The 19,161-nt window shown below is 58.8% G+C and carries 18 protein-coding genes; 6 read left to right on the top strand and 12 right to left on the bottom strand.

Going from position 1 to position 19,161, the window contains the following annotated elements; genetic code table 11:
* Window positions 1-765 precede the first annotated feature (765 nt).
* The 5 genes from E0D86_RS13330 to E0D86_RS13310 all read left to right on the top strand — a co-directional run bounded on the left by E0D86_RS13330 (window position 766) and on the right by E0D86_RS13310 (window position 5,558).
* Entirely contained in the window at window positions 766-2,097 is a 1,332-nt protein-coding gene (locus tag E0D86_RS13330; protein ID WP_131650507.1) for a TRZ/ATZ family hydrolase, read from the top strand.
* 137 nt (window positions 2,098-2,234) lie between these two features.
* The gene (gene ubiG / locus E0D86_RS13325; protein WP_131650506.1) at window positions 2,235-2,933 is read left to right on the top strand and encodes a bifunctional 2-polyprenyl-6-hydroxyphenol methylase/3-demethylubiquinol 3-O-methyltransferase UbiG; all 699 of its coding nucleotides are present in this window, start codon (window positions 2,235-2,237) and stop codon (window positions 2,931-2,933) included.
* On the top strand, window positions 2,933-3,604 hold the full coding sequence (gene mupP, locus E0D86_RS13320) for an N-acetylmuramic acid 6-phosphate phosphatase MupP (protein ID WP_131650505.1): 672 nt from the start codon (window positions 2,933-2,935) through the stop codon (window positions 3,602-3,604). The genes ubiG and mupP overlap by 1 nt, the downstream gene beginning before the upstream one ends.
* A gap of 76 nt (window positions 3,605-3,680) precedes the next feature.
* Window positions 3,681-4,421, top strand: a complete 741-nt coding sequence (locus tag E0D86_RS13315) for a YciK family oxidoreductase (protein ID WP_131650504.1) — start codon at window positions 3,681-3,683, stop codon at window positions 4,419-4,421.
* 204 nt (window positions 4,422-4,625) lie between these two features.
* Entirely contained in the window at window positions 4,626-5,558 is a 933-nt protein-coding gene (locus E0D86_RS13310; RefSeq protein WP_131650503.1) for a GGDEF domain-containing protein, read from the top strand.
* A 76-nt stretch (window positions 5,559-5,634) separates the two neighbouring features.
* On the opposite strand, the gene rluB is transcribed toward E0D86_RS13310, so the two are convergent.
* The 4 genes from rluB to zwf all read right to left on the bottom strand — a co-directional run bounded on the left by rluB (window position 5,635) and on the right by zwf (window position 9,740).
* Entirely contained in the window at window positions 5,635-6,768 is a 1,134-nt protein-coding gene (rluB, locus tag E0D86_RS13305) for a 23S rRNA pseudouridine(2605) synthase RluB (protein WP_131650502.1), read from the bottom strand.
* 135 nt (window positions 6,769-6,903) lie between these two features.
* The gene (locus E0D86_RS13300; RefSeq protein WP_131650501.1) at window positions 6,904-7,554 is read right to left on the bottom strand and encodes a bifunctional 4-hydroxy-2-oxoglutarate aldolase/2-dehydro-3-deoxy-phosphogluconate aldolase; all 651 of its coding nucleotides are present in this window, start codon (window positions 7,552-7,554) and stop codon (window positions 6,904-6,906) included.
* Between the two features lie 16 nt (window positions 7,555-7,570).
* The gene (gene pgl / locus E0D86_RS13295) at window positions 7,571-8,284 is read right to left on the bottom strand and encodes a 6-phosphogluconolactonase (RefSeq protein WP_131650500.1); all 714 of its coding nucleotides are present in this window, start codon (window positions 8,282-8,284) and stop codon (window positions 7,571-7,573) included.
* Window positions 8,271-9,740 (bottom strand): glucose-6-phosphate dehydrogenase, encoded by a 1,470-nt coding sequence (gene zwf, locus E0D86_RS13290; RefSeq protein WP_131650499.1) that lies wholly within the window; start codon window positions 9,738-9,740, stop codon window positions 8,271-8,273. Before zwf ends, pgl begins: the two co-directional genes overlap by 14 nt.
* Before the next feature lie 162 nt (window positions 9,741-9,902).
* Here zwf and E0D86_RS13285 point away from each other — a divergent pair, with 162 nt between their 5' ends.
* A complete protein-coding gene (locus tag E0D86_RS13285; RefSeq protein ID WP_177493050.1) occupies window positions 9,903-10,757 on the top strand; it encodes a MurR/RpiR family transcriptional regulator in 855 nt (284 codons plus the stop codon).
* Here the strand turns inward: E0D86_RS13285 and E0D86_RS13280 are convergent, their stop codons facing one another.
* The 8 genes from E0D86_RS13280 to E0D86_RS13245 form a co-directional block, all read right to left on the bottom strand.
* Window positions 10,758-10,949 carry a DUF1289 domain-containing protein gene (locus E0D86_RS13280; RefSeq protein ID WP_131650497.1) on the bottom strand — a complete coding sequence of 64 codons (192 nt, stop codon included), beginning with the start codon at window positions 10,947-10,949 and terminating at the stop codon, window positions 10,758-10,760. It lies immediately after the preceding gene.
* A 93-nt stretch (window positions 10,950-11,042) separates the two neighbouring features.
* Entirely contained in the window at window positions 11,043-12,266 is a 1,224-nt protein-coding gene (locus E0D86_RS13275; protein ID WP_131650496.1) for a carbohydrate porin, read from the bottom strand.
* Between the two features lie 228 nt (window positions 12,267-12,494).
* Window positions 12,495-13,652 (bottom strand): ABC transporter ATP-binding protein, encoded by a 1,158-nt coding sequence (locus E0D86_RS13270; RefSeq protein ID WP_131650495.1) that lies wholly within the window; start codon window positions 13,650-13,652, stop codon window positions 12,495-12,497.
* A 10-nt stretch (window positions 13,653-13,662) separates the two neighbouring features.
* Window positions 13,663-14,508 (bottom strand): carbohydrate ABC transporter permease, encoded by an 846-nt coding sequence (locus tag E0D86_RS13265; RefSeq protein ID WP_131650494.1) that lies wholly within the window; start codon window positions 14,506-14,508, stop codon window positions 13,663-13,665.
* Window positions 14,501-15,409 carry a carbohydrate ABC transporter permease gene (locus E0D86_RS13260; RefSeq protein ID WP_131650493.1) on the bottom strand — a complete coding sequence of 303 codons (909 nt, stop codon included), beginning with the start codon at window positions 15,407-15,409 and terminating at the stop codon, window positions 14,501-14,503. The genes E0D86_RS13265 and E0D86_RS13260 overlap by 8 nt, the downstream gene beginning before the upstream one ends.
* Before the next feature lie 140 nt (window positions 15,410-15,549).
* The gene (locus E0D86_RS13255) at window positions 15,550-16,800 is read right to left on the bottom strand and encodes an ABC transporter substrate-binding protein (protein ID WP_131650492.1); all 1,251 of its coding nucleotides are present in this window, start codon (window positions 16,798-16,800) and stop codon (window positions 15,550-15,552) included.
* A gap of 168 nt (window positions 16,801-16,968) precedes the next feature.
* Complete coding sequence (locus tag E0D86_RS13250; protein WP_131650491.1) at window positions 16,969-18,429, bottom strand: ATP-binding protein; 1,461 nt, start codon at window positions 18,427-18,429, stop codon at window positions 16,969-16,971.
* Window positions 18,413-19,147 carry a response regulator gene (locus tag E0D86_RS13245; RefSeq protein WP_131650490.1) on the bottom strand — a complete coding sequence of 245 codons (735 nt, stop codon included), beginning with the start codon at window positions 19,145-19,147 and terminating at the stop codon, window positions 18,413-18,415. Before E0D86_RS13245 ends, E0D86_RS13250 begins: the two co-directional genes overlap by 17 nt.
* Window positions 19,148-19,161: the final 14 nt, after the last annotated feature.

Below are 19,161 nucleotides of genomic sequence, written 5' to 3'. Positions count from 1 at the left end.
GCATGTGTTAGGCCTGCCGCCAGCGTTCAATCTGAGCCATGATCAAACTCTTCAGTTCAATACTGCATGGGTTTTGAGAAAACCCTAAACTTGGCTCAGCAATCGCAATCTCTTCTCAAGGTCACCCTAAAGAAGAGCACTCAATGATTTCTCGCTGAGTATTTGTGATGCTGATAATCTTGCTGACTACCAGTCTTACCTCACAAGCACCCACACGAATTGCTTGATTCAGTTGTTAAAGAGCGTTTCGATCAAGTCTTTCGTCTCAACCGAGGCCGCGCATTCTACAGCAGCCTTGTGTCTCGTCAAGCTGTTTTTGAAGAAGTTTTTCTTTCTTCTCAACCGCTTGCGCTTTCGATCAGCTAGAGCCTCCCGTCAGCGGGAGGCGAATTCTACAGCGTTCAAACCCGCTGTCAACCGCCTCGTGAAACCGCTTTCGATCAACCTGACCGAAGCCACCAACAGGACTCAACCACCACCCTGTCAGCCCGGCGCATTCTACTCGAATTCGCCGTCCGTGCAAGCCCTAAATTTGGCTAACTTCTTGATTTACAAAAGGTTTCGCCAAGGGCCTGCGCCGGAGAAGGTGCGCATTATAGGCACCCAGAAATGCATGTCAACAGGTATTCCAGGTTATTAGCCTTAAGGGCCCTCGCTGCGAAGTCCTTATATATATAGAGTCGGCTTCGGGGTTTCTCTTCATTCTTCAAACCAAGTTCGACAGGCTTTACACTGGCGCTCCTCTCAACTCATCAGATGGACGATATGTCTTATACGCCCGCCGACCAGCTCGACTTGATGCTGTTTCCTACTTGGCTCGTTCCAGTCGAGCCAGCGGGCATTGTCCTGACAGACCACGCGCTAGGTATCCGCGACGGACGCATCGCCCTAATAGCTCCCCGCGAGGACGCCGCCAAATACGCCGCCAAGGAGACACGCGACCTTTCTGGAATGTTGCTAGCGCCCGGGCTGGTAAATGCGCACGGCCACGCTGCCATGACATTGTTTCGAGGGCTGGCAGATGACCTGCCGCTGATGGCTTGGCTACGCGAGCATATCTGGCCCGCGGAAAGCAAATGGGTCAACGAAGAGTTTGTGACGGCAGGTAGCGAGTTGGCAATCGCGGAGCAGTTACAGAGCGGCATTACCTGCTTTTCCGACATGTATTTCTTTCCCGAAGTGGTCAGCCAACTCGTGCATAAGCACGGAATTCGGGCGCAGATAACGATCCCAGTGATGAACTTCCCTATCCCGGGAGCACGCGACGCCGATGAGGCGCTTCGCAAAGGGGTATCACTGTTCGATGACCTCAAGCACCACCCGCGCCTGAGCATCGCTTTCGGGCCGCATGCACCTTATTCCGTATCGGACGACAAGCTGGAAAACATACGTACATTGGTGGCCGAGATGGATATCGGCATTCATATGCACGTCCACGAAACCGCACATGAAGTAGAAGAGGCACTGAAGCAGCATGGCGAGCGTCCCCTTGCCCGCCTGGCTCGCCTTCAGCTCCTGGGGCCACGCTTCCAGGCCGTTCACATGACTCAGATAAATGATGAAGATATTGCCCTGCTGGTTGAACACAACTGCAGTGTGATTCATTGCCCTGAATCGAACCTGAAACTGGCAAGCGGCTTTTGCCCGGTCGAACGCCTATGGGAAGCCGGGGTTAATGTCGGGATAGGTACCGATGGCGCAGCCAGTAACAATGACCTCGATTTGTTGGGCGAAACTCGCACTGCCGCCCTGCTTGCAAAGGCGGTCGCGAATTCGGCTACCGCCCTCGATGCCCACCGTGCACTGCGCATGGCCACGCTCAATGGTGCTCGTGCGCTTGGGCTGGATGATCACACCGGATCGCTGGAGATTGGAAAGTTTGCAGATATGGTCGCATTCGATTTGTCCCGCCTTGCGCAGCAGCCCGTCTACGACCCAGTGTCTCAGCTAATCTATTCCAGCAGTCGCGACTGCGTACGCCATGTATGGGTGGGCGGTAAACAGCTACTCGATGATCGTCGGCTGGTTCGTATGGACGAAGAGCGTCTAATCACCACCGCCAAGGAATGGGGAGAGAAAATCCGTTCCAAACACTGAGCCGGGTACGCTCCCACCGCTCGCCGCGACAAACTGACGTATACGAAGCGCGCCATCAGAGCTTTTTTGCTGACCGAAGCTGGCAACATCAGCAACTCGGACAAGCCTCTCATCCAAGCTTTCAAACGGAACAGATCATGAGCAACGTCGACCACGCCGAAATCGCTAAATTCGAAGCACTCGCCCACCGCTGGTGGGACCGCGAAAGCGAGTTCAAGCCGCTGCATGAAATCAATCCGCTTAGGGTCAACTGGATCGACGAGCACATCTCGCTGGCAGGCAAGCGTGCTCTGGATGTCGGCTGCGGCGGAGGGATTCTCAGCGAGGCCATGGCCCTGCGCGGCGCCACGGTGATGGGAATCGACATGGGCGAGGCTCCACTTTCCGTTGCCAGACTGCACCTACTCGAATCAGGCCTGGAAGTTGATTACCGGCAGATCACCGCCGAGGCGTTGGCCGAGGAAATGCCGGAGCAATTCGATATCGTGACATGCCTGGAAATGCTTGAACACGTACCCGACCCCGCCTCGGTCATCCGGGCCTGCTACAAAATGGTGAAACCTGGCGGGCAGGTATTCTTTTCGACCATCAACCGCAACCCGAAGGCCTACGCATTTGCCATCATCGGCGCCGAATACATGCTGCAATTATTGCCGCGTGGCACCCACGACTATCGTAAGTTCATTCGCCCATCGGAATTGGGGGCTTGGAGCCGTGATGTCGGACTTGCAGTCAAAGACATCATAGGCCTGACCTACAACCCGCTGACGAAACACTACAAGCTGTCACCGGATGTAGATGTGAACTATATGATCCAGACACTCCGGGAGGCATGATGCGTCTGCGCGCGGTGTTATTCGACATGGACGGTACGCTGCTCGATACCGCTCCGGACTTCATCGCTGTCGCACAAGCGATGCGCCTGGCACGAGGCCTCGCTCGAGTTCCGGACCAAGACGTGCGCAATGTCGTTTCAGGTGGAGCCCGGGCGATGGTGCTCAGCGCCTTCGACGTCGATCCACTATCGGATGAATTCGAGTCGTTGCGACTCGAGTTTCTGGATCGCTATCAGCACCATTGCGCGGTCGAAAGTCAGCTCTACGACGGCATGTCGGAACTGCTGATCGATATCGAGCAAGCGAACCTGATCTGGGGAGTCGTCACCAATAAGCCGTTGCGTTTCGCTGAGCCAATCATGCATCAGCTAAGTCTCGCATCGCGCTCTGCCGTGCTTGTCTGCCCGGATCATGTCAGCAAGAGCAAGCCCGACCCGGAGCCGATGCTTCTAGCATGCAGTCAACTAGATCTCGATCCGTCCACCGTACTGTTCGTTGGCGATGACCTGCGCGATATCGAATCAGGACGCGCGGCAGGTAGTCGCACGGCCGCGGTGCGTTATGGCTACATCCATCCCGATGACAATCCCGACACCTGGGGCGCGGACGTGGTTGTCGACCATCCTCTGGAACTGCGTGCCTTGCTGGATCGCACGGCTTGGACTAATTAACAGCTCAAGCCTGACCACCTTCTTTTTCGATTACTATCGATGGGCGCCTGCCCACATCCTGTATATGAGGCTTCAGATGTTCGAGTACTCAGCCCGCCCCGACCTGCTCAAGGATCGGTTCATCATGGTCACCGGTGCCGGACGCGGAATAGGCGAAGCTGCAGCCAAAGCCTACGCGGCGCACGGCGCAACCGTTCTGCTGCTGGGTAAAAGCGAGGAAAACCTCAACCGGGTATACGACGAAATCGAAGCCGCCGGCTGGCCGCAACCAGCAGTAATCCCTTTCAATCTGGAAACCGCATTGCCGCATCAGTACGACGAACTCGCGGCGACCGTCGAACGAGAGTTCGGACAATTGGATGGCCTGCTGCATAACGCGAGCATCGTTGGTCCACGTACGCCGGTCGAGCAGCTGTCCGGCGATAACTTCATGCGAGTCATGCAAGTTAACGTCAACGCCGCCTTCATGCTCACCAGCACGCTGTTGCCGTTGTTGAAACTGGCAAATGACGCCTCGGTGATCTTCACGTCGAGCAGCGTCGGGCGCAAAGGCCGGGCTTACTGGGGCGGCTACGCCGTATCGAAGTTCGCAACCGAAGGACTGATGCAGGTCCTGGCGGATGAACTCGACGGCACTGGCTCGATCCGCAGCAACAGCATCAATCCGGGCGCGACACGCACCGACATGCGTGCAAAGGCTTATCCCGGCGAGAATCCGGCCGTCAATCCCTTACCGGCCGACATCATGCCGGTCTATCTCTACCTCATGGGGCCAGATAGCACTGGCATCAACGGGCAAGCACTCGATGCTCAGTGATTCGAACTAGCCCATAACGCCTGTTTCCCGTCGCAACAGCACCGGCAGGCATGCCAAATTGGCATCATCCTGCCGTTTCGCTGGCAAACGATTACCGCAGCGCAGGCGTTAAACTTGCAACCTGCTGATAAATAACGATTTTAAATTCTGGCACTGAATTCGCATGAAACCTCTAACAGCGCAGATTGCGTCCGAGGTCCTTTCATGTTGGCAGACAAGCAGAACAACACCACCATAGATATCGGGACTGCCCGCGCAAGGCGTCTGGACATTAGTGTCAACGAAACCTTTTCTCCGCCACGACTCAACCTTTTTAGTCTGGACAATCTAGCGGCACGCTTGCAAACCAGTCTAGAAATCGATCGGCTATGGAAGTTCTTCCTGGATGAAATCCATCATGTGATTCCGTCGTGTGCCCTTAGCTACCGCCACGCCGACACCGACTTTCACCTTCAGCTTGGTGAGACGACGGAGTTCGATATGAGCTATTCACTTTCCAATCAAGGTGACTGCCTCGGCGAGCTGCGCGTGTTCAACCATGCGCCCTTTTGCGAGTGGACGCTGTGCGAACTGGAACGGGCAATTAGCTGCATGCTGTTCCCGGTGCGCAATGCGCTGCTGTATCGGCGTGCCATTCAAGCGTCACTCAAGGATCCGCTGACAGGCACGGGAAATCGTGCGGCACTGGAGCAAAGCCTGACACGGGAAGCCGAACTGTCCCGGCGCCATGGCCAAGCGCTGTCGGTCGTCATGCTGGACATGGATTATTTCAAGAATATTAACGACCGCTACGGACATCAAGCTGGGGACGCCGCGCTTAGAGCGACAGCGCTGCTGCTCAAGGAACAACTGCGCAACGTCGATATGGTTTTCCGGTTTGGCGGCGAGGAGTTCGTGCTCGTGCTATCCAGCACCGGCCCCGAGGCAGCGGCCATCGTAGCCGAACGCATTCGAGCCGCCATTCAGAACCTCTTCTTTCTCATCGGAGAAAAGCAGGTTCGGCTGTCGGCCAGCCTTGGTTGCGCGACCTATCGCCCATACGAATCTCACGAAGAATTGCTGTTGCGAGCCGACCAAGCGCTTTACCAGGCCAAACGCGACGGCCGCAACCGGATCAGAGCCGCCGCTGCCGTCTAGCAAAAATCACGGGCAACCAAACGAAAAAGGGTGAGGTCACTACGATCTCACCCTTCATCGCTTCAAGCTCTGTTCGTCACGGACGCTTGGGACGGTCACCGCGTCCAAAACCAGGACGCTGTCCCTCGGTATTGGACGGGCCATTGCGCTTGGCTGGCGATGGCTTGCCACGATTGCGACCAACAGTGCTCGGGCGCTCCGCCACCGGGGTGCCGCGGCCAGGTTTGCTGCGCTCGTCTGCATCACGTGGCTTGCGTGCAGGCTGGTCATCGCGCAAGCGACGTCCTTTGTCGCCGCCACTCGGCGCATCAGCGTCATGGGCCGAACGCAAAACTCTTGGACGACGCTCGCCGCGCCCGAGAGGCTTGGCCACCTTGCGCTGCATGCGGTCGAGCTTGTCCTTGGTCTTGGCCTTCATTCCCGGCAACGCCACCGGCTTGAGACCGACCTCTTCGCTGAGGATGTCGACTTCGCTCTGAGTCATCTCCCGCCAGCGCCCCATGGGCAGGTCTGAAGTCATGAACACCGGCCCGAACCGCACACGCTTCAGTCTGCTGACGACGAGCCCCTGCGATTCCCACAGACGGCGCACCTCGCGGTTACGACCCTCCATCACCACGCAGTGGTACCAGTGGTTGAAGCCTTCGCCACCGGGTGCCTGCTGGATATCGGTGAAACGCGCCGGGCCGTCTTCGAGCATGACGCCCGTTTTCAGGCGCTCGATCATCTCGTCATCGACCTCACCGCGCACCCGCACCGCGTATTCCCGGTCCATCTCATAGGACGGATGCATCAGACGGTTGGCCAGCTCGCCATCCGTAGTGAATAGCAGCAAGCCGGTCGTGTTGATATCGAGGCGTCCGATATTGATCCAGCGCCCCTCTTTCGGACGGGGCAAGCGATCAAACACGGTCGGACGCCCTTCTGGATCGTCGCGGGTGCAAATCTCGCCGTCCGGCTTGTTGTAAATCAGGACGCGGCGGACCACCTCGGTGGCTTCTTCGCGCTTGAGCAGACGGCCATCGACGGCGATCGCATCATGCAGATCGACACGCTGTCCGAGGGTTGCGATCGTGCCGTTAACCTTGACTCGGCCAGCGGCAATCCAGCTTTCCACGTCGCGGCGCGAGGCCAGACCAAGGCGGGCCAGAACCTTCTGCAGCTTTTCGCCGTGGGCAATATGAGGGGTCGTATCTTCGTGCTCGGTCATCTAGGCACCTCCCGGTGTGGCAGTTCCGATTGAAAGGCCGCGCACTATACGCGTACCGATTCGCCAAAGCACTAGGAAGCTTAGCAGCCAGAACCAGGCGCGCACGGAGCGTGGCGCGCCGTGCGGTCAGGCGGCTTAGCGTTTGTCCAGCGCAGCTAGCGCATCAGACGTGGCTTGCTGAATGCTGGCCCAATCGCCGTTCTTCAGCGCTGCCCCGTCGATCATCCAGGTGCCGCCTACACACATTACATTGGGGAGCGCCAGATACTGAGCGGCATTGGCAGCGTTGACGCCTCCGGTCGGGCAGAAGCGCACACCAGCGAAGGGACCGCCAAGCGCCTTGATGGCAGCGACGCCACCGCATATTTCAGCGGGAAATAGTTTGAAGCGGCGATAACCAAGTGCATAACCACGCATGATGTCCGATGCGTTGCTGATCCCGGCCAGCAGCGGTACGGAACAGTTGACGCCTGCTTCAAGCAGCTCGTCCGTGCAGCCCGGCGAGACGATGAACTGCGCACCCGCTGCTTCGACGTCGTCCATCATGCGTTTGTCGAGTACCGTGCCAGCCCCCACACAGAGGTCGGGTCGCTCCTCACGCAACCGGCGGATGGCGGTGAGCCCATGTTTCGAGCGCAAGGTGATCTCGAGTGCTGTCAGTCCGCCTGCAGCGAGCGCGTCGGCCAGCGGCAGGATCTGCTCTTCGCTGCCGATGGTGATTACCGGAAGGATGCGCGCTTCGGTACAGATCTTTTCGATCAGTGCGTTTTTTTGGTCCATGGTCATGGAAAGTCCTCGGGCCTCAGGGGCACCAATAGATCTCTAGAGGGGAATGCAGGAATGCACGGATGGGCATTTGCATGGTTTCGAGGCGCATTGCCTGACGCAGCGTCTCCAGCTTGGACGAGCCCTGGATCGCCAGACACTGAACCCGAGCAGATGCCAGCAACGGGTAGGTCATGCTGAGGCGCTGCATCGGCGGAGTGGGCGCGAGCATCGGCAGGCAACGATCACTGCCGCTGGGCTCAAGCCCTTGTTCCAACAATGGACTGTTAGGAAACAACGAAGCGGTATGCCCATCGTTACCCATGCCTAGCACCAGCACATCGATAGGCTGGCTGAGGTCAGCCAATCGATGATTCGCCAACTGCGCGGCCTGCTCCAGCGTCTCGGCCGGCTGATAAAGGCCGAGCAGCTGCGCATCAGCCGCGGCGTTCCGCAACAGATGGCGCCGCACCAAGCCTTCGTTACTGTCGGGATCGTCGACATCGACCCAGCGTTCGTCAGCGAGACTGACCTGCACCTTCGCCCAGTCCAGCCGACGCGTCGACAATGCTTCGAAGAACCTGATCGGACTGCGTCCACCCGATATCACCAGGCTAGCGCTGCCGTGAGTATCGACAGCGTAACTCAGCGCCCCGGCAACGCGGTCAGCCAATACCTGCGCCAACTGGTCGGGATCGGGCAGGCTATGGGCAACCACCCCCGACGGCAGTTCCAGTTCAGAGATCGCCATACCAGGACCTCCCATCACGTGTAATCAGGGCAACGGACGCGACCGGGCCCCAGGACCCAGCAGGATAAGCCTTCGGCGCATCGCCAAGGCGCGACCAGCCGTCGATGAGTTGATCGCACCATTTCCAGGCGTACTCGATCTCATCCTTGCGAACGAACAGGTTCTGATTGCCTTGCATCACTTCGAGCAGCAGGCGCTCGTATGCATCCGGAATCCGCGAACTCTTGTAAGTCTCGGAGAAGTTCAGCTGCAACGGCCCGCTACGAAGATGCATGCCCTTATCGAGCCCTTGCTCTTTGGTCATAACCTGCAGCGAGATGCCTTCATCCGGCTGCAAGCGGATGATCAAGCGGTTGCTGATCAGCGAACGTTGCTCAGGCGCGAAGATGTAGAACGGCGGTTCCTTGAAATGGATGACGATCTGCGAAACCTTTTCGCCCATGCGCTTGCCGGTCCGCAGATAGAACGGCACACCGGACCAGCGCCAGTTGCAGATATCGGCACGCAGCGCGACGAAGGTTTCGGTGCTGCTTTCGGCGTTAGAGTTTTCCTCTTCCAGATAGCCCGGCACAGCCTTGCCGCCGACCGAGCCAGCCACATACTGACCGCGCACCACTTGTTTACCCAGACGCTCCGGCGTGATCGGCGCCAACGCCTTGAGCACCTTTACTTTCTCATCGCGAATGCTGTCGGCGGTGAGGTCGCTTGGCGGGTCCATCGCAATCAGGCACAGCAGCTGCAACAGATGGTTTTGAATCATGTCGCGCAGCTGTCCGGCCTGATCGAAATAGCCCCAACGCCCTTCGATACCGACGGTTTCCGCGACGGTGATCTCGACGTGCGAGATGTGATGCTGGTTCCACTGCGTCTCGAACAAGCTGTTGGCGAAGCGCAGCGCAATCAGGTTCTGCACCGTCTCCTTGCCTAGATAGTGATCGATCCGGTAGATACGCGTTTCGGGAAAATATTGCGCAACCGCGTCGTTAACCACCCGAGATGATTCGAGATCATGGCCGATCGGCTTTTCCAGCACCACGCGGGTCTGCTCAGCCAGTCCGACCGCCGCGAGGTGCTCGCATATCGCGCCATAAACCGCCGCCGGCGTAGCAAAATAGGCGATCAGCGGCATGTCGCGCGACACCGTTTCGGCCAGCGCTGCGTAGTCCTGGGCGCTGCGGAAGTCCATCGTGATGTACTCCAGCCGCGCTTGAAACCGCGAGAGCGCCGTTTCGTCCAGCTGCGCGGCAGGAATGTATCGGCGTAACGCCTGATCAATTCGCTCCAGATGAGCCGAAGGCTCTCCTTTATCGCGAGAAAGCGCCAATATGCGCGTATCGCTGTTGAGGAGTCCTGCTCGATCCAGCTGGTAAAGTGCCGGAAACAGCTTGCGCAGCGCCAGGTCGCCTAAGGCGCCGAACAAAGCAAAGGTAGTTGCGTCAACGGTAATAGCAGGCATGTTTTTTGTATTAACCAAATTAGGCTGCGTTACAGGTTTTGTAAGCGCAGTTTAAGCAGATAATGTTGTCATTAAAACAACATAACCCGATTTTTTCGCGCCTCGTATCAGCTTTTTGAAGAGCTGAAGGCGCGACCCCTTGAAAGAAGAGACATGGATCGCATGAAAAATCTCTTGGAACAGATAAAAAATCAGCTCGACGAGCTGAACAAAGCGGAGCGGAAAGTCGCGGAGGTGATACTGAGCGACCCGCAGCAGGCCACTCGTTACAGCATTGCGGCGCTGGCCCAGACGGCCAAGGTCAGTGAGCCTACGGTAAACCGCTTCTGCCGTTCGTTCGGCGCCGCAGGTTATCCCGCACTCAAGATCCAACTGGCTCAGAGCCTGGCGAGCGGCGCTGCCTATGTCAGTCGCGCAGTGGAGGCCGACGACGGCCCAGAAGCCTATACACGAAAAATCTTCGGCAGCACTATCGCTTCGCTCGACAGCGCCTGTCAGGCTATCGACCCTCAGGCTATCAGCCACGCCGTAGATTTGATGATTCAGGCACGCCAGATTCATTTCTTCGGACTCGGCGCCTCTGCATCCGTCGCGCTGGATGCACAGCACAAATTCTTTCGCTTCAACCTTCCGGTGACCGCCCACAGCGACGTGCTCATGCAGCGCATGCTGGCGTCGGTAGCGCATACCGGGGATCTTTTCGTGATCATTTCCTATACCGGGCGTACCCGCGAACTGGTGGAGGCCGCAACGATCGCACGCGACAATGGTGCTTCGGTGCTGGGAATGACTGCTGCGGATTCCCAACTGGCCAGGGTCTGCACGCTGAGCCTGGACATACCTCTACCTGAAGACACCGACATCTATATGCCGATGACCTCACGCATCATTCAACTGACCGTGCTCGACGCGCTGGCCGCTGGCGTGACCTTACGCCGGGGTGTCGATTTCCAGCCGCACCTGCGAAAGATCAAGGAAAGTCTGATGGCGACCCGTTATCCAACCGAAGAGAGCTGATCACTTCTTTTTCTTCTTTACCTTGCGCAGTGCTTTCAGCCGCTCGGCGGCCAACTCGTTGACCGCCTTGCGTTCCTTGTTTTTCATGCCCTTCCAGGTCTTCATCTCGTCCCGGCTGCGTCCGCAGCCAATGCAGATGTCGTCCTTGAGCTTACAAACGCTGATGCAAGGGTTCTTCGCCTTGTCGCTCAAAGTCACCTCCGGTTCAGTTGAGGACTCTACCGCTCGGGTCAGTAGAAGCCCTCTTCACCCAGAGGTTCTAACAAAATCAGGCTATCAGCGTGATCAGTCCCACCAGTATTCGACCTGCACGCCAAAGTTCGACCCATGCTGATCGCCGCCGAAAGCGCCGGTGTCAGACAGCGCGGAGCCAGCAGCCATCAGATTGGCCGCATCCTGCGCCGCGTCGTTCCACTGAGCATAGGTGTAATACAGGCGCACCTCCGGACGAGCCCAGAACTCAGGACCTGCCGGTGACCAGGTCGGAGCCACAGTGAATTTGGTTAGCTTTCGGGTGCCTTCCGGTGCGTCGATCTGATCATGTCCAACTTCGGCGACCAGCTTGAATTGCTCAGTCAAGGCATAGACCGGGCGCACGCCAACCGATATCCAGTCCTGATCGCCACCGTTCTGGCGCTTGTCCTTTTGGTACACCGCCTGGAACTGCCCACCGAAACGCGGCGTCACTTGCCAGTCGAAGAACTCGACCACTCGCCAGCTCGTGTCGCTGCTGCCCAGCGTCACGTCGCCGGTATACCCAAGACCCGTGCCCGGCCCTTCGCCGTACTGCACAGCCAAGGTATTGCTGCCTCCCAGGAACCCGATCTGCTTGTGCTGCACGGTAACGGCCCAGCCACTATTGGCGTCGTCACGGTCCGGCTCGTCGATATAGCTGACACCGAACTCCAGTTCGCCGCCCGGATTGCTGTCGAAGCCGCCGACGTTGAAATCGTGGCGATTGATGTAGTTGTCCTGGAACACGCTGTCCTTGCGTGAAAAGGCGTAGCTGTATTTCAGCCCGCCGATCTCCATATCCTCGATGCCGGCACCAGTGGCGCTCTGGTTCCAGTAGTAGAAATCGGAGATGTGGATGTCATTTCGCTTATAGAAACGTCGCCCTGCCCACAGCGAACCTCCGTTGAGTGCCGGCACCTTGCTCCATTCGGCATAGGCCTGCACCAACCTCGCCCAACCATGGTCGCCGGTGAATTTCGGCGTATGGTCATATTCGTTGTAGAGCGCCGCCATGCCCTCCACGCTCAGCACCGAACCATCGTCGAGCGTGAACAAGTCCTGCCTCAAACCCAGCTCCGCATACTGTTCGCACTCGTTGCCGAGGCGATACTTGGACGGGGCTCCAGGCAACTGGAAACAGGCTTGCGAATCGCTACCGCTCGATTCTCCAATGCCACTGCGCACGTAACCATTGAAATCCAGTGCCTGAACGGTAAACGGAATGGCGAGACTGCCCAGCGCTACCGCGAGACCCAGGCGTGTGGTTTTTTTCATATCCGCTCCAATTAGCTCTTATTGTTGTTACTGCCGTTGGATTGAGCCGGTGAAGGCTCTCCTTTCCGACCCGCATGTCAGCCTCATGCTCACTGCGGTTCGAGTCGTCATGCCCAGCGGTGTTCGCTGCAACCGCTGGAGCAATGCATGAATAACATCTGGACGCGTTCGGCGCCGGTACGCAGACACCCCGCCACCGGGCTTTTTTCATCAGAGCAAAGCGCCCTCTCAGCGAGCAACCAGCCGTGTGACCGTTCCGTTGCGCCCCGCCGCTCCATTCCCCGGCGCGACGCCCAACCGCTCACCCGTCTGCGCGTCGAACAGCAGGACCTTGTCCGGCTCGAACTGCAGCGTCAATGTTTCTCCGGGGTTTGGCGCCGCGTCCGGTGCCAGGCGGCAACATACCTTGGTCTGGTTGAGGCTTACGAAGATCATGGTGTCCGGCCCGGTCGGCTCGATCACCTGCACCTCCGCTCGCAACGAAGGCAAATCACCTGCGGCACCAATGCCGATTTGCTCGGGCCGGATACCCAGAATCACATCCCGCCCTTCCAGCGATTCGCCGTCGGCAAGCTTCAGCGGTAGTTCGCAGCGATCCTGACCGCTTTCCAGCAGCGCACTCCAGCCACCGCTCTGCTTGCTCAAGCGCAGCGGCACGAAGTTCATCGGCGGCGAACCGATGAAACTCGCCACGAATAGGTTGGCCGGGTTGTTATAAATGTCCTTCGGCGTCCCGAACTGCTGGACGACACCATCTTTCATCACCGCGACCTTGTCGCCGAGCGTCATCGCCTCGATCTGATCGTGAGTGACATAGACCGTCGTCGTCTTCAATCGCTGATGCATCAACTTGATCTCCGTGCGCATCTCGACCCGCAGTTTTGCGTCGAGGTTGGACAACGGCTCATCGAATAGATAGATCTTCGGCCGCCGCGCCAATGCGCGGCCCATGGCCACACGCTGCTGCTGACCGCCGGACAGCTGCGAGGGCTTACGCTCCAGAAGGTGCTCGATCTGTAGCAACTGGGCAACGCGGGACACTTCCTCTTCGATCTTGCTCGCCGGCACCTTGCGCATCTTCAGGCCAAAGGCGATGTTGTCCCGCACCGTCATGGTCGGATACAGCGCATAGGACTGGAACACCATGGCGATGTCCCGATCCTTCGGACTGGCGGTACTGATGTCAGCGCCATCGACGCGAATCTCGCCCCCCGTAATATCCTCCAGCCCGGCGATGCAGTTCATCAAGGTTGATTTGCCGCAACCCGAAGGGCCAACAAGGATCAGGAATTCTCCATCGCCAATCTTCAGGTCGATGTCCTTCAGGGTGTCATTGTTGCTTCCGGCGTAGCTCTTTCGAACGTTGCTGAGTTCAAGTGCAGCCATGGTCGTTCTCCTAACCCTTGACCGCGCCGGCCGTAAGCCCGCGCAGGAAATACTTGCCGGCGAGGATGTACACCACCAGCGTTGGCAGCCCGGCGATCATCGCCGCAGCCATATCGACGTTGTATTCCTTGGCACCCGTGCTGGTGTTGACCAGGTTGTTCAGCGCCACGGTAATCGGCTGAGTATCGCCACTGGCGAACACCACACCGAACAGAAAGTCGTTCCAGATCTGAGTGAACTGCCAGATCAGGCAGACCATGATGGTCGGGATGGACATGGGCAGCAGAATCCTGGCAAAAATCGTGAAGAAACCCGCCCCGTCCAGCCGTGCGGCGCGAATCAGGGCGTCCGGCACGCTGACGTAGAAGTTGCGGAAGAACAGCGTAGTGAAGGCCAGGCCGTAGACCAGATGCACCAATACCAGCCCCGGCGTCGTGTTGGCCAGGCCGAGTTGGCCCAGCGTGAAGGACGCCGGCAGCAGGATCACCTGGAACGGTAGAAAGCATCCGAACAGCAGCAAGCCGAAGAACAGCTGCGATCCGCGGAAGCGCCACATCGCCAGCACGTAGCCATTGAGCGCGCCAAGCAGCGTGGAGATGATGACGGCGGGCACGGTGATCTTTACCGAGTTCCAGAAATAGCCCCCAACCGCATCCCAGGCTTTGACCCAGCCGATGACCGTCATCACATCCGGCCACGACAACAGGTTGCCGGTACGGATGTCATCGGGCGTCTTGAAGCTGGTCAGCAGCATGACCACCAGCGGCACCAGATACATCGCCACAGCCACCAACAGCGTCGCGTAAATCGCCACCCGGCTGAATGTCAGGCGCTTTCGCCCTACGAGGCTAGTCATGGCGCTTGTTCCTCAGTTCCGAATAGAGATAGGGCACGACGATCGCCATCACCGCACCGAGCATGAGAATCGCACTGGCCGCGCCTAGCCCCATCTGCCCGCGGGTGAAGGTATGGGCGTACATGAACATGGCCGGCAGATCCGAGGCGTATCCCGGCCCGCCCGCCGTCATTGCGGCCACCAGATCAAATGCCTTGATCGCAATATGCGCGAGGATCATCAGGGCGCTGAAGAACACCGGCCTCAGACTCGGCAGAATGATTCGCAGATAGATACTCGGCAGGCTCGCCCCGTCGATCTGCGCCGCCCGAACGATGGATTGATCGACACCACGCAAACCGGCAAGAAAGAGCGCCATGACAAAGCCGGAAGCTTGCCAGACTGCGGCGATTACCAGGCAATAGACGACGCGGTCAGGATCTACCAGCCAGTCGAAGCGAAACCCTTCCCAGCCCCAATCGCGCAGCATCTTGTCGATCCCGAGCCCCGGATTGAGCAGCCACTTCCAGGCCGTACCGGTGACGATCATCGACAAGGCCATGGGGTATAGGTAGACGGTGCGAATGAAGCCTTCGCGGCGAATGCGCTGATCCAGCAGCACCGCCAGCAGTACGCCGATGACTAGGCTAATAGTGATGAACAACCCGCCGAACACCAGCAGGTTTTTACTGGCCACCCACCAGCGGTCGTTGTTCCAGAGACGTTCGTATTGCGCCAGCCCAACCCATTTGTAGCTGGGCATGAAACGCGAGTTGGTAAACGAGAGCAGGAACGTCCAGAAGATGTAACCGTAGAACCCGACCAGCACGATCAGCATGCTCGGCGCCAACACCAGTTTGGGCAGCCAGTTTTGCAAGGCATCTAGCGGTGAGGCTTTGGTGAAGACAGCAGTTGAGCTCATGTCTGGCTCCGTGGGGGTACAGGATCCATAAAGCGGCTCCAATCGTTGTTCATGGGCACGACTTGCCCGTCACGACCAGTCGAGGGGCTGGCCGTGAGGTTCGATGCGTCAGGAAAAAAGCCGCCGAAGCGGCCAATACGCTATTGAACTGCCTGAATCGCCGCGGCCAGTTGCTGCGCCGCTTTCTTCGGATCGGCAGACGGATCGTTGAAGAAGTTGGTGACCACGTCGAACACCGCACCCTGCACATAGCTGGAGGCCGCCATGCCGTGCGCCAGACTCGGTACCAGACCCGGACCTTGCGCAGAGTCCTTGAAGTCTTTCATCGACTGCTGGGCGCAGACGTCGAATTCGCTCATGTCCTGGTCCAGACGCACGGGGATTGAGCCCTTGTTCTGGTTGAAGAACTGCTGGAACTCAGGCTCCAGAACCGTCCGTGCCAAATCCTTCTGCGCCTGGCGATCCTCGTCCTTGCTGAGCTTGAACATCGCCAACGAGTCGATGTTGTAGGTAAAGCTGCCCTCGGTACCGGGGAACGGTAGACACTGGTAATCGTCACCAGCGATCTTGTTCGCCGCGCTCCACTCGCTCTTGGCCCAGTCACCCATGATTTGCATGCCGGCCTTGCCGTTCATGACCATCGCGGTGGCGCTGTTCCAGTCGCGGCCCGCGGCGTTGTTGTCGACGTAGCTGCGCAGCTTTTTCAGCGCGGCGAACGCCTCGACCATTTTGTCGCCGGTTAGCACATCACGGTCCAGATCGACGAACGCCTTGCGGAAGTCCTCCGGACCGAGGACCGCCAATGCCAGATCTTCGAAAACGGTGCCGTCCTGCCAAGGCTGGCCGCCATGAGCCAGGGGCATGAAGCCGGCGGCTTTGAGCTTGTCCGCAGCAGCGAAAAACTCATCGAGGCTGTGCGGCGGCTTCGCACCGGCTTTCTCGAAGACGTCGGGGTTGATCCACAGCCAGTTGACCCGGTGTACGTTGACCGGCACCGCCACGTAGTCACCGTCGTACTTCATTGCAGTCGAGACCTGCTTGGGGAGCAGCTCATCCCATTTGGCCTGCTCGGCCACATCGTTCAGATCGGTCAGCAGCCCCAGTTCGCCCCACTCCTGAATATCGGGCCCTTTGATCTGAGCGGCAGCCGGTGCGTTACCGGAGACGGCGCGCGTCTTGAGCACCGTCATGGCGGCCTCACCACCGCCACCGGCGACAGCGAAATCCTTCCAGGTATGGCCTTGCTCTTCGACAAGTCGCTGCAGCGTATCGGCGGCGCGCTTCTCACCTCCAGAAGTCCACCAATGCAAGACTTCGACCTCACCGGCGTGAGCGAAGGGAACGAGAGAAGCGAGGGAAACAGCGGTAACCAGACGATGGATCGTGTTCATTTGTCTTCCTTTTTCTTTTTGTTTTCGGTGCAAGTCTCTGCTTGCGCTGCACCGATTCTAGGCGCGCCAGAGAGAGCGGCAGGTAACGAAGGGATAGCGAATGGTCACCGCTTGGTTACAAAGCGGTTGCCTGTGTAACGACCGCAACAAGCGTTGATTGAAGGCGGCTCACTCAGCATGTCGCGGCAGGCTCAAGGTCACGCGAAGCCCACCCTCGGGGAGATTGCGCAGGCCGATTTCCCCGCCATGGGCGTGTGCGATGTTGCGGGCGATGCCGAGACCGAGGCCATACCCAGGCTGCTTGGCCGCTAGACGAAAATTCGGCTCGAAGACCTGCTGCAACCATGCCTGCGGAACGCCGGGCCCCTCATCGTCGACATGCAGCACAAAGGTCTCGCCGTCATCGTCGATACGCAGGTGCGCTCGCTCGCCATATTTCAGCGCGTTATCCAGCAAGTTGCCGATACAGCGCTTGAGCGCCAGCGGCTTGCCGGCATAGGGCGAGACCGCCTGGCCGTGCACCGTGACTTGGCCGTTGCCAGCGGGTGCGAGGTAGGGTTCGGTGACGCAATCGAGTAGTAGGTTCAGATCCAGCGGCTCGATGTTTTCATGGATGTCGGTGTCCTTGACGCATTGCAATGCGCCCTTGACCAGCAATTCGAGTTCATCGAGATCACGGCTGAACTTGTCTTGCAGAGTTTGGCTCTCCAACAACTCCACTCGCAAACGCAACCGGGTGATCGGCGTGCGCAGGTCATGGGAGATAGCGCTGAACAGCTGGGCGCGCTCGGTCAGGTAACGCCCGATGCGCTCGCGCATACTGTTGAATGCCCGGCTGACCTCTACCACCTCGCTGCCGCCCGCCTCGGGCAGCAGCTCCACTTCGCTGCCCAGCGACATCTCCCGCGCCGCCTGCGCCAGTCGCTTGAGCGGGCGGCTCTGCCAGTGCACAAGAATGCCGATGAACAACAACAGAAAGCTGGTAGTGAGAAAGATGAACCAGAGCTGCTGGTTCGGGATGCCCTCGTCTTCCAGGCTGACGTAGGGCGCCGGCATCAGCGACGCGAGATACAGCCACTCGCCAGGCGCGATTTGAATTTGCGTCACCAGCACGGGTGGATTCAGGGGTTCCAGACTCAGCGCGTAATGCGCCCAGGATCGCGGCAACTCGTCGAGCTTCAGCCCGCCGTTGAAAATCCGCAGATCATTGGGACTGACGAAGTTGACCGACATGTCCGCGTCGTTGCCGAGGCGCTCGCGAAGCACGGCGTCCACCTCCGCCAGCACCGCCTGCTTGCGCTCGGTCGGCGGCAGAATCCGCATGTCCAAAGGTTTGTCATTCAGCGATACGAAGAAGCGCGTACCGCCCATGCTGCGCAACTGATCGAGCACCAGCGGTCGATAGCCCAGCGGCAGCGAGCGGAAATAGCTGACGCTGGCGGACATGGAATGCGCCAGGCTTCGAGCACTGGTCAGCAAGCCTTCCATCTGGCTTGCACGCAGCTGCGACACCCAGATGAAACTCGACAACGCCTGCGCCACCAGCACGACCAGCAGTGTCAGAAAGAGCATCCGGCCGAGCAGCGAGCGCGGCAAGGGCAACCATCGGCGCTTAGCCAAGCGAGTCATGATGCGGCGCAACCTGGGCGGCGAGCAGGTAACCACTACCGCGAACGGTACGGATCAATCGAGGGCACTTGCCGGTGTCGCGCAGCCGTTGGCGCAGGCGACTGACCGCCATGTCGACGATGCGCTCGAGCGGCAGCACTTCACGACCGCGCGTGGCATTGGCAATGGTGTCGCGGTCGAGAATCTGTTGCGGATGATCGAGAAAGAGTTTCAACAATGCGAAATCAGCGCCGGACAGCAACACCTCTTCCCCGTCCTGATGAAACAACCGGTGGCTGACCATATCCAGCCGCCACTCGTCGAATGCGAGCACGTCGCCAGTGCGCTCCTGGCCGAAGTTGACGCGGCGAAGCAGCGCCTTGATTCGTGCCAGCAACTCACGAGGACTGAAAGGCTTGCCCAGGTAATCGTCGGCGCCCAGCTCCAGCCCGATGACCCGATCGGTCTCATCGGAACTGGCGGTCAGCATGATGATCGGCATCTGGGCCAGACGTTGGTGACCCCGAACCCAGCGGCAAAGACTGAAGCCATCTTCATCCGGCAGCATCACGTCGAGAATGACCAGATCGGCCGGATCGTCGGCCATCGCCTCGCGAAACTGCGCGCCATCGGCCACGGTGCGCACATGAAAGCCAGATCGGCTGAGGTAGGTGTCCAACAGTTCGCGAATTTCCTGGTCGTCATCGACCAGCAAAATGGATCGTCCGGCCTGGTTCACTCTGCGTCCCTTCT

The sequence above is a fragment of the Pseudomonas sp. IC_126 genome (assembly GCF_004331835.1).
Lineage (GTDB): Bacteria > Pseudomonadota > Gammaproteobacteria > Pseudomonadales > Pseudomonadaceae > Stutzerimonas.
The sequence above is the reverse complement of the archived record's forward strand: the minus strand, read 5'-3'. Positions and strand labels throughout refer to the sequence as shown.

Bases quoted from the DNA above. Each gene is read 5' to 3' on its own strand.
- pgl (WP_131650500.1), bottom strand. From the start codon at position 8,284: ATGGCGATCTCTGAACTGGAACTGCCGTCGGGGGTGGTTGCCCATAGC.
- E0D86_RS13285 (WP_177493050.1), top strand. From the start codon at position 9,903: ATGAAAAATCTCTTGGAACAGATAAAAAATCAGCTCGACGAGCTGAAC.
- E0D86_RS13310 (WP_131650503.1), top strand. From the start codon at position 4,626: ATGTTGGCAGACAAGCAGAACAACACCACCATAGATATCGGGACTGCC.
- E0D86_RS13275 (WP_131650496.1), bottom strand. From the start codon at position 12,266: ATGAAAAAAACCACACGCCTGGGTCTCGCGGTAGCGCTGGGCAGTCTC.
- rluB (WP_131650502.1), bottom strand. From the start codon at position 6,768: ATGACCGAGCACGAAGATACGACCCCTCATATTGCCCACGGCGAAAAG.
- E0D86_RS13270 (WP_131650495.1), bottom strand. From the start codon at position 13,652: ATGGCTGCACTTGAACTCAGCAACGTTCGAAAGAGCTACGCCGGAAGC.
- E0D86_RS13330 (WP_131650507.1), top strand. From the start codon at position 766: ATGTCTTATACGCCCGCCGACCAGCTCGACTTGATGCTGTTTCCTACT.
- E0D86_RS13260 (WP_131650493.1), bottom strand. From the start codon at position 15,409: ATGAGCTCAACTGCTGTCTTCACCAAAGCCTCACCGCTAGATGCCTTG.
- mupP (WP_131650505.1), top strand. From the start codon at position 2,933: ATGCGTCTGCGCGCGGTGTTATTCGACATGGACGGTACGCTGCTCGAT.
- E0D86_RS13315 (WP_131650504.1), top strand. From the start codon at position 3,681: ATGTTCGAGTACTCAGCCCGCCCCGACCTGCTCAAGGATCGGTTCATC.
- ubiG (WP_131650506.1), top strand. From the start codon at position 2,235: ATGAGCAACGTCGACCACGCCGAAATCGCTAAATTCGAAGCACTCGCC.
- E0D86_RS13250 (WP_131650491.1), bottom strand. From the start codon at position 18,429: ATGACTCGCTTGGCTAAGCGCCGATGGTTGCCCTTGCCGCGCTCGCTG.
- E0D86_RS13300 (WP_131650501.1), bottom strand. From the start codon at position 7,554: ATGACCATGGACCAAAAAAACGCACTGATCGAAAAGATCTGTACCGAA.
- zwf (WP_131650499.1), bottom strand. From the start codon at position 9,740: ATGCCTGCTATTACCGTTGACGCAACTACCTTTGCTTTGTTCGGCGCC.
- E0D86_RS13265 (WP_131650494.1), bottom strand. From the start codon at position 14,508: ATGACTAGCCTCGTAGGGCGAAAGCGCCTGACATTCAGCCGGGTGGCG.
- E0D86_RS13255 (WP_131650492.1), bottom strand. From the start codon at position 16,800: ATGAACACGATCCATCGTCTGGTTACCGCTGTTTCCCTCGCTTCTCTC.